Origin of the sequence: uncultured Limnohabitans sp., from assembly GCF_937889215.1 — a bacterium.
Taxonomy (GTDB): Bacteria; Pseudomonadota; Gammaproteobacteria; order Burkholderiales; family Burkholderiaceae_C; genus Limnohabitans_A.
Window position 1 is genome coordinate 1 of record NZ_CALBEX010000342.1, and the last position, 9,624, is coordinate 9,624.

The window sequence follows — 9,624 nt, forward strand, 5'->3', positions numbered from 1 at the left end:
AACCACGGGCACGGTCTCGTTCCACCAAGGCAGGCCGCGCAAATTGGGTTGGCTGCGGTTGTAGTCGGCACCCGCCAAGTGCATGCGCGCCAGCATGTCGCCCACAGCAGCGCAGTGGACCGATTGAGGTTGCAATTGGCTTTTGCCAGCCAACTTGTTGACCACAGCGGCCGGCTTGCCGTTCACGGTGTGCAACACGTCGCCGTCGCGGTTGGCGGCAGGGTCAGGCACCGGGATGCCTCGCCCGGCCAGGTGCTTCATCAAGAGCAGATAAAAAGGCAGCTGCGCGTGCGTCAAGCGCTCAAACAGGGTGAGCACGTACTCACCCTGATCGGTGGTGGCAAAGTAGTTGGTGTTTTCAATCCCGCCCTCAATGCCGCGCAAGGCGTTCAGGTGGCCCAAATTCAGGGCTTGCATCAGGTCATTGGCCTGGGTTTCGGTGACTTCGGTGAATACCGCCATGGGAAGAGATCTGAGCGCCAGCGCAGGCTGGCTTGGGTGGGCAAAGTAAGGATTGTAGAGGGCGAAAAGAGTCAAACGTCCCAGCCCTAGGGGGCTCTGCGCACGAAGGCAGTGAGGTCGCAGTGGGAGAGACTTGGGGCCTGGCCTGCGCCAGGGTTTAGAGGCGCTTCGCTTTGCCACATCACCCTGCCGCAGGCCAGGCCCCAAGCCATTGAGGTTTTTCGGGGGTAAAGCCGGTACACAATCGGGGGATGAGTGAAAACACCCCCGAAATATCCAAGCCAACCCTCTTGCTGGTCGACGGCTCCAGCTACCTGTACCGCGCCTTTCACGCCATGCCCGACCTGCGTGCCGTGCCGGGCGACCCGACGAGCCCAGCCACGGGGGCCATTCGCGGCATGATCAACATGATGGAGCGCCTGCGCAAGGATGTGCCGGCCGTTTATGCCGTGTGCGTTTTTGACGCCAAAGGCCCGACATTTCGGGACGAGATGTATCCCGAGTACAAGGCCAACCGCAGCCCCATGCCCGACGATTTGCGCACGCAGATTGAGCCGATCCACGAACTGGTGCGCCTGATGGGCTGGACGGTGCTGGATGTGCCGGGTGTGGAAGCGGATGACGTGATTGCCACGCTGGCCAATGTGGCCGCCCAACAGGGAGTTACCGTGACGGTGTCGAGCGGTGACAAGGATTTGAGTCAACTGGTGAACGAGCACATCACCATCATCGACACCATGAACGGCAAGGTGCGCGATGTGGCGGGCGTCACCGCCGAGTTTGGCGTGCCGCCGTCGCTCATGATCGATTACCAAACATTGGTGGGCGACACGGTCGACAACGTGCCCGGCGTGGCCAAGGTGGGCCCCAAGACGGCGGCCAAGTGGCTGATGGAATACGGCTCGCTCGACAAACTGATGGAAAACGCCCACGACATCAAAGGTGTGGCGGGCGAGAACCTGCGCCAAGCCGTGGACTGGCTGCCCAAGGGCCGGGCGCTGGTGACCATGAAAACCGATTGCGACTTGAACGCTTGGGTGCCCGATTTGCCGTCGCTGGCCAGCTTGCACTTGCATGCGCCTGACAAAGACAAGCTGCTGAATTTTTACCAAACTTATGGCTTCAAGGGGCTGGTGCAGTCGCTGGGTGGGTCTGTGCCTGCATCTTCACCCGCGCCCAAAGCCAAAACCGCCAAGCCCAAAGACACGGGCATGGGCGATTTGTTTGGCTCGGCTCAGGAAGATGAACCTGCGGCCTTGCCCGAATTGGACAGCGCGGCCAGCGCCGTGCAGGGTGATTTGAAATACGACACCGTGCTCGACTGGGCCGCATTCGAAACTTGGCTGGCCCGCATCGAGCAAGCGCCGCTCACGGCCATCGACACCGAAACCACGTCGCTCGACGCCATGCGCGCCGAGATCGTCGGCATATCGCTGAGCGTCACACCCGGCGAGGCGGCCTACATTCCCCTGGCCCACAACGGCCCGGGTGCGCCCGAACAGCTGCCCTTGGCCGATGTGCTGGCCAAACTCAAGCCCTGGCTGGAAAACCCAGCGCGTCACAAACTGGGCCAGAACATCAAATACGACCGCCATGTGCTGGCCAACCACGGCATCGAGGTGCAGGGCTATGCGCACGACACCATGCTGGAGAGCTATGTGCTCGAAGTGCACAAACCGCACGGCCTCTCCAGTCTTGCCGAGCGCCATGTGGGCCGCAAAGGCGTGACGTATGAGGACCTGTGCGGCAAGGGCGCGCACCAGATCCCGTTTGCGCAGGTGGACGTGGACAAAGCCGCGCACTATTCCTGCGAAGACTCGGACCAGTGCCTGGACGTGCACTTGGCGCTGTGGCCGCAGATCGAAGCGCATGCGGGTCTCAAGTATGTGTACGACCTCGAAATCAAGACCAGCGAATCGTTGTACCGCATCGAGCGCAATGGCGTGCTGATTGACGCGCCCACGCTGGCCGCGCAAAGCCAAGCGTTGGGCGAGCGCATCTTGCAGCTCGAAACCGAAGCCTACGAAATCGCTGGCCAACCTTTCAACTTGGCCAGCCCCAAACAATTGGGCGAGATCTTCTTTGACAAACTGGGCCTGCCCGTTATCAAAAAAACTGCGACGGGCGCGCGCAGCACCGACGAAGAGGTGCTGGAAAAACTGGCCGAGGACTACCCGCTGCCCGCACGCATCTTGGAGCACCGCAGCCTGGCCAAGCTCAAGGGCACTTACACCGACAAACTGGCGCAGCTGGCCTTGCCGCGCACGGGCCGGGTGCACACGCATTACGCGCAGGCGGTGGCCGTGACCGGCCGTTTGTCGAGCAACGAGCCGAACCTGCAAAACATCCCGGTGCGCACCGCCGAAGGACGCAAGGTGCGCGAGGCCTTTGTGGCCCCCGCAGGCTGCGTGATCGCCAGCGCCGACTACAGCCAGATCGAGCTGCGCATCATGGCGCACCTGAGCGACGACCCGGCTTTGCTCAAGGCCTTCCACGAAGGCCTGGACGTGCACAAGGCCACCGCCGCAGAGGTGTTTGGCGCGACGCCCGACACCGTGAGCAGCGAGCAGCGCCGCTACGCCAAGACCATCAACTTCGGCCTGATCTACGGCATGAGCGCCTTCGGCTTGGCCAAGGCGCTGGGCATCGACAACACCGCCGCCAAAAACTACATCACCCGTTACTTTGAGCGTTTTGCCGGCGTCAAGCACTACATGGACGCCACCCGCGAGCAGGCCAAGGCGCTGGGTTATGTTGAAACCGTGTTCGGCCGCCGTCTGGTGCTGCCCGAGATCAACAGCCCCAACGGCCCACGCCGCGCCGGGGCCGAGCGCGCCGCCATCAACGCGCCCATGCAGGGCACAGCGGCCGACCTGATCAAGCTGAGCATGGTCGCGGTGCAAAAAGCGCTGGACGACCAAGGCAAGGCCACCAAAGTCATCATGCAGGTGCACGATGAATTGGTTTTTGAAGTGCCTGATGCCGAGGTGGAATGGGTGCGCACCGAGGTGCCGCGCCTCATGGCCGGTGTGGCCGACCTGAAGGTGCCGCTGCTGGCCGAAGTGGGCTTTGGGCCCAACTGGGAGCAGGCGCACTGAGCGGTTTCAGAGTTGGGTGCGCAGTGTCCAGATTTCGGGGAAGAGAACAGTGTCCAGCATCTTGCGCAGGTAGCTCACGCCCCCGGTGCCGCCCGTGCCGCGTTTGAAGCCGATCACGCGTTCCACCGTGGTCACATGCCGAAAGCGCCACAAGCGAAAAGCGTCTTCCAGATCGGTGAGTTCCTCGCCCAGCTGGTACAAGTCCCAATGTTGTTGCGGGTTGCGGTACACCACCAGCCAGGCGTTTTCGACCGCCTCGCTGGCCGGGTAGGGCTGACGCCAGTCGCGTTGGGTGTGGGTGCCCGGCACATCCAGGCCACGCCGCTTTAAAAGGAGCAGACATTCGTCGTACAGCGAAGGGTCTTTGTAGGCCACCTGCACGGAGGCCGACAGGTCGGGTCGGTGCGCGTGGGGTTGCAGCATGGCGGCGTTTTTGTTGCCCATTGAAAATTCAATACAGCGGTATTGCCAGCTCTGGAAACCGCTGGATTGCGCCAAGTAAGGCCGGATGGCGCTGTATTCGGGCGGCGTCATGGTGGCCAGCACGTCCCAAGCGTGCACCAGTTGTTCCATGATCTTGCTGACGCGGGCGAGTTTTTTGAAGGCGTCGGGCAGTTCGTCGGCTGCGATGCCGCGCATGGCCGCTTGCAGCTCGTGGAGCATGAGCTTCATCCACAGTTCGCTGGTTTGGTGCTGCACGATGAACAGCATCTCGTTGTGGTCGGGCGAGAGCGGTTTTTGGGCGTTCAGGATCGCGTCGAGCTGCAGGTAGTCGCCGTAGCTCATGCGACCGTCAAAGTCGAGCTGGGCTTTTTCATCGTGCACGATGCGCTCGCCTGTGGCATCGCCCTCTGCGGCGCTGGTGCTGGCTGTGTTGGAGGCGGAGGAGAATGGGCAGGAACTCATGACAGGTCTTTCAGGTCACGGCGTTCTTTTGCGCAAAGCGGGCGTCTTGCCACTCGCCAGTTTGCATGACTTGGCACAGGTGCTCTGCGGCTTGCCACACGTCGGCATAGCCCACATACAGCGGCGTTAAACCAAAGCGCAAGATGTCGGCGTGCAAGCCGCCATCGCCCGCCCTGAAATCGCCAATCACGCCGCGCGCGATCAGGGCTTGCACTATGGCGTAAGCGCCATCGGCGCGGGTCAAGCTCACTTGCGAACCGCGCAGTGCTTCTTCGGCCGGGGTCGCTATGGCAAAGCCGTGGCCGTCCAGGCGCGTGCGCACCAACTGCATGAACAGGCCCGTGAGTGCCAGCGACTTTTGGCGCAGCGCGGCCATGCCGCCCAGCGACTCGGCAGCCAAAAAAGCGTCGAGGCTGCAGTCGAGCGCAGTCAGGCTCAAGATGGGTTGCGTGCCGCACTGGTAGCGCGTGATGCCTTTGGCGGGTTGGTAGTCTGGCGTAAAGGCAAACGGCGCAGCGTGGCCCCACCAACCGGCCAGTGGCTGCCAAAAGCGGTCGGTGTGCTGGGGGTGCACCCACACAAAAGCGGGTGCCCCGGGGCCGCCATTGAGGTATTTGTAGCCGCATCCCACGGCAAAGTCGGCTCCTGAACCGTTCAGGTCCACAGGCACCGCGCCTGCGCTGTGCGCCAGGTCCCACACGGTGAGGATGCCGTGCGCGTGGGCCTGCGCGGTGACGGCCTGCATGTTGTGCATGGCGCCGGTGCGGTAGTTCACATGCGTGAGCATCAGCACGGCCACATCGGCTTGCAAGGCGGTGGCGATCTCGTCGGCCTCGACCAGTTGCAGGGTGTAGCCGCGTTCTTTGCAAAGTGCTTCGGCGATGTAGAGGTCGGTGGGGAAGTTACTGCGTTCGCTGACGATCTTCTTTTTATGCGGGTGGTCGGCGGCGGCGATGTGCAGTGCGGCGGCCAGCACTTTGAACAGGTTGATCGAGGTGCTGTCGGCAGCGATCACTTCCCCCGGCTGGGCACCGATGACGCGGGCGATTTTGTCGCCCACGCGCTGGGGCAGTGTGAACCAGCCGGCGGTGTTCCAGCTTTTGATGAGGTCTTGCCCCCATTCGTGGGTGACGGCATGGGCTACGCGGGCCGGGGCGGTTTTGGGCAGCACGCCAAGCGAGTTGCCGTCTAGGTAGATCACGCCTTGGGGCAGGTCAAATTGTTCACGCAGGCTGCGCAAAGGGTCTTGTGCGTCCAGCAGTTCGCAGTCTTGCAGGGTGGGGGTGAGGTTCATCATGGTGGTGGGTCCCTGAATGGTTTTTAAAGTTCGCGCAAGACCGCACGCACTGGGCTGGCGTCGGCGGTCATGAGTTTGAGGGGCAGGGCGATCAGTTCGTAATCGCCTTCGGGCACCTCGTCGAGCAGCAGGTTTTCCAGCACGCGCAGACCGCGCTGGCGAATAACCTGGTGGCTGGGCAACGGCTTGCTGTCGGCCGGGTCGATGCTGGCGCTGTCGGTGCCAATCAGCAGCACGCCCAAGTCGGCCAGGTGCTGCACGCAGGCTGGGTCAAAGCCGGTGAGCTGGGTGTCGAACTGTGCGAGCGGCATCTGGCGGTAAGTGCGCACGAGCACGCGTGGGGGCAGATCGGTCAGGGCGTGTTGCAAGTGCGCAAGGGTGATCAGCGGGCTGGCGTTCAGCGCGTGGATGACGCGGCAGTGGCCCAGAAAAGGCAGCAGGTCCAACGCGCCCACGGCCGCGCCTTGCGGGTCGTAGTGCAGCGGTGCATCGGCGTGTGCGCCCACATGCGGCGACATCGTGATGGCGCTCACGTTGACAGGGCAGTTGTTCGACAGCGTGGCGGCCCATTGCTGGGTGTAAGGCGTGTCGCCCGGAAATACCGGGCTGGTGGCCTGCACAGGCGGGGAAATATCCCAAAGTTTTTTCATGGTGTGCGAAGGTAGCACCCCACAAAAAACCGTGGTGTCGGTTATTTCCAACAACCGTGAAATTCAGGCGTTGAGCGCAGGCAGGCCGTGGCGTCGCCGCGCTTGCTCGCAGGCGGGGCTGCCTTCTTCAAACTCCCGGCAGGGCGAAGGTCGCCATTCGTAAATGCCGCAAATCGCTTTTTCACCCGTTTTGCCATAAAGCGCGGCGCAGCGAGGCGGGCTGTGGTCGGTGCCGCGCATGCGGCAGGTGTGCTCGGTGATGGGCGAGGCCAGCCCGGCGGGCACATCACCGCCGCCTTCTTCGTATTCGTAGACTGAAAAATCCACCCGAAAGCTCACGCAGCAGGCGCCGCAGGTTGTGCAGGCGCTCATGGCGATGTGGCTTGGGCGAGTTGGGCGATGCGCCGCAGCAGGCGCTGGCGGATCAGACCACTGACCGGTCGGATGGCGAACCAATAGGGCGTGAAGCGGCTGCGCTGCGCCTTGTCGGGGCAGTGAACGCGGGTGTGTGTCACCAAACGGCAGCTGTGATCGCTCAAGGGTTCCACGCAGACATTGAGCACCAGCCTCGGGTGGTCGATCATGGCGGCAAATTCTTCCGCATTGGCAACAGTGCATAGCCCGTAATCCAATTGCCAGAAGCGGCCAGCCAGACCAAAGGCGACTTCCGTGTTGGGCACTTGACCCAGCAGCGCAAAACTGTGAAAACCAAAGGCTTGTGAAGGCAGGGCGTTCCGTGACAGGCCCAGCGCGCGCAACAAACGACCGGGCACTTCGCGAAGCGCAATCGCTTGGGTGATCAGTGGGTCTTGCGTGCTGAGGCCTGGAATGATGCTGGCGTAAGCGTGAGCGGGCGTCACACCATCCAACACCAAAGCGTGTTGCTCACTGAACTGCCATTGCGGAAGAAGCCGCTCGATCAGTTCCATCTGTTTTTATGAGCAATCGACCTTGCCCAAGAGCAAAAACTCCATCAGTGCTTTTTGCACATGCATGCGGTTTTCGGCTTCGTCCCACACGACCGATTGCGGGCCGTCGATGACTTCGGCGCTAACTTCCTCGCCTCTGTGGGCGGGCAGGCAGTGCATAAACAGGGCGTCGGGCTGGGCCACTTGCATCATGGCTTCGTCCACGCACCAATCGGCAAAGGCTTTCTTGCGGGCCTCGTTTTCGGCCTCATAGCCCATGCTAGTCCACACGTCGGTGGTCACGAGGTCTGCGCCTCGGCAGGCGTCTTCGGGGTCTTTGAAAATTTTGTAGCTGTCGGTGCTGCGCAAACCGGCCACGGCCTGATCGACTTCGTAGCCGCTTGGCGTGCTCAGGTGCACCGTAAAGCCCAGCAATTCGGCCGCTTGTAACCAAGTGTTGGCCATGTTGTTGCCGTCGCCCACCCAGGCGACCACCTTGCCCGTGATCGAGCCTCTGTGCTCTATGTAGGTGAAGATGTCGGCCAGGATCTGGCAGGGGTGGAACTCGTTGGTGAGGCCGTTGATGACGGGCACGCGCGAGTGCGAGGCAAAGCGCTCGATCTTGTCTTGGCCGTAGGTGCGGATCATGACGATGTCGGTCATGCGGCTGATCACGCGCGCGCTGTCTTCGATGGGCTCGGAGCGGCCTAACTGGCTGTCGCCCGTGGTCAGGTGCACGACCGAGCCGCCCAGTTGGTACATGCCGGCTTCAAAGCTCACGCGGGTGCGGGTGCTGGCTTTTTCGAAAATCATGGCCAGCGTGCGGTCTGCCAGCGGATGGTATTTTTCGTAGGCCTTGAACTTGCGCTTTATATCGGCAGCGCGGGCAAACACATGCGCGTACTCGTCGGCCGTGAGGTCGGTGAACTGCAGGTAGTGCCGCACGGGTACGGGTGTGGACTGGCTCATGGGTTTTCTGCCAAAAAGGTGGTGATCAAGGGCACCAAAATGGCGACGATTTCGTCGGCTTCGGCTTCGGTCATGATGAGCGGAGGCACCAGGCGGATCACGCTGTCGGCCGTCACGCTCAGCAGCAGACCCGCTTCGGCGGCGCGGGTCCAGATGGCACCGCAAGGGCGGTCCAGCTCGATGCCCAGCATCAGGCCCTGGCCACGAATCTCCTTGACGCCTTGAACGCCTGCCAAGGCCTTTTCAAGAGCAGCGCGCAAATGGTCACCCACCCGCGCCGCGTTGGCCATCAGGCCATCTTTTTCCATGATGCGGATGGTCTCCACACCTGCGCGCATGGCCAGCGGGTTGCCGCCAAAGGTGGTGCCGTGGTTGCCGGGCTGAAAGATGTGTGCCGCTTTGGGGCCCGCCACCACCGCGCCAATCGGCACGCCCGAGCCTAGGCCCTTGGCCAGCGGCATCACGTCGGGCACGATGCCGGACCACTGGTGTGCGAACCACTTGCCCGTGCGACCCATGCCGCACTGCACTTCGTCCACCATCATCAGCCAGTCTTTTTGGTCGCACAGGGCACGCACTTGCTGCAGGTATTCGATGCGCATCGGGTTGATGCCGCCTTCGCCCTGGATGGTTTCCATGAACACGGCCACCACATTGGGGTTGCCTTCTGTGGCTTTTTTCAGGGCCTCGATGTCGTTGACCGGCACACGCACAAAGCCTTCGAGCATGGGCCCGAAACCTTTTTTCAGTTTTTCGTTGGCCGTGGCGCTGAGCGTGGCGATGCTGCGGCCATGAAAGGCTTTTTCGTAAACCACGATCTCGGGCTTTTCGATGCCCTTGTCGTGACCGAACTTGCGCGCCAGCTTGATGGCCGCCTCGTTGGCCTCCAGGCCCGTGCAGCAGAAAAACACGTTCGTCATGCCCGACATCTCCACCAGCTTGGCTGCCAGCACTTCCGCATTGGGCACATGGAAGTAGTTGCAGCTGTGGATCATTTTGGTCAGCTGGTCTTGCAGCGCGGGCACCAGATCGGGGTGGTTGTGGCCCAAGGTGTTCACGGCGATACCGGCCAAAGCATCGAGGTACTGCTTGCCATTGACGTCCCAGACTCGGCAACCCTGGCCATGGCTGAGTGCGATCGGCAGTCGGCCATAGGTGTTCATGGTGTGCGGTGAGGCGGCTTCAATGTGAGCGGTCATGCGTGAACTCCGGAAATAAAAAGCGGCTCAACATCAAGAGCCGTTGAAATGAGATTTTAGAGGCATAAATCACCCGTGGATGTGCATTCCTGCAAGGCCTTTAAGACGCGCTACCCAAGGCTGTTGAGTCTTATA

9 protein-coding genes are annotated in these 9,624 nt (G+C 61.9%); 1 reads left to right on the forward strand and 8 read right to left on the reverse strand.

Going from position 1 to position 9,624, the window contains the following annotated elements; translation table 11 throughout:
* On the reverse strand, positions 1-462 hold a 462-nt coding region (locus Q0341_RS08740), incomplete at its 3' end, for a phosphotransferase (RefSeq protein ID WP_299512212.1).
* Between the two features lie 251 nt (positions 463-713).
* Here Q0341_RS08740 and polA point away from each other — a divergent pair.
* Entirely contained in the window at positions 714-3,560 is a 2,847-nt protein-coding gene (polA, locus tag Q0341_RS08745) for a DNA polymerase I (RefSeq protein WP_299512214.1), read from the forward strand.
* 6 nt (positions 3,561-3,566) lie between these two features.
* Here the strand turns inward: polA and kynA are convergent, their stop codons facing one another.
* The 7 genes from kynA to Q0341_RS08780 form a co-directional block, all read right to left on the reverse strand.
* Positions 3,567-4,466 carry a tryptophan 2,3-dioxygenase gene (kynA, locus tag Q0341_RS08750; RefSeq protein ID WP_299512216.1) on the reverse strand — a complete coding sequence of 300 codons (900 nt, stop codon included), beginning with the start codon at positions 4,464-4,466 and terminating at the stop codon, positions 3,567-3,569.
* Between the two features lie 10 nt (positions 4,467-4,476).
* Positions 4,477-5,760, reverse strand: a complete 1,284-nt coding sequence (kynU, locus tag Q0341_RS08755; protein WP_299512217.1) for a kynureninase — start codon at positions 5,758-5,760, stop codon at positions 4,477-4,479.
* Positions 5,761-5,786: 26 nt separating this feature from the next.
* Positions 5,787-6,413: an arylformamidase gene (kynB, locus tag Q0341_RS08760; RefSeq protein ID WP_299512219.1), complete on the reverse strand. Its 627-nt coding sequence runs from the start codon at positions 6,411-6,413 to the stop codon at positions 5,787-5,789.
* 63 nt (positions 6,414-6,476) lie between these two features.
* On the reverse strand, positions 6,477-6,785 hold the full coding sequence (locus tag Q0341_RS08765) for a YkgJ family cysteine cluster protein (RefSeq protein WP_299512221.1): 309 nt from the start codon (positions 6,783-6,785) through the stop codon (positions 6,477-6,479).
* The gene (locus Q0341_RS08770; RefSeq protein ID WP_299512224.1) at positions 6,782-7,342 is read right to left on the reverse strand and encodes a hypothetical protein; all 561 of its coding nucleotides are present in this window, start codon (positions 7,340-7,342) and stop codon (positions 6,782-6,784) included. Before Q0341_RS08770 ends, Q0341_RS08765 begins: the two co-directional genes overlap by 4 nt.
* 6 nt (positions 7,343-7,348) lie before the next feature.
* Entirely contained in the window at positions 7,349-8,290 is a 942-nt protein-coding gene (gene argF / locus Q0341_RS08775; protein ID WP_299512225.1) for an ornithine carbamoyltransferase, read from the reverse strand.
* A complete protein-coding gene (locus Q0341_RS08780) occupies positions 8,287-9,489 on the reverse strand; it encodes an aspartate aminotransferase family protein (RefSeq protein ID WP_299512228.1) in 1,203 nt (400 codons plus the stop codon). Before Q0341_RS08780 ends, argF begins: the two co-directional genes overlap by 4 nt.
* Positions 9,490-9,624: the final 135 nt, after the last annotated feature.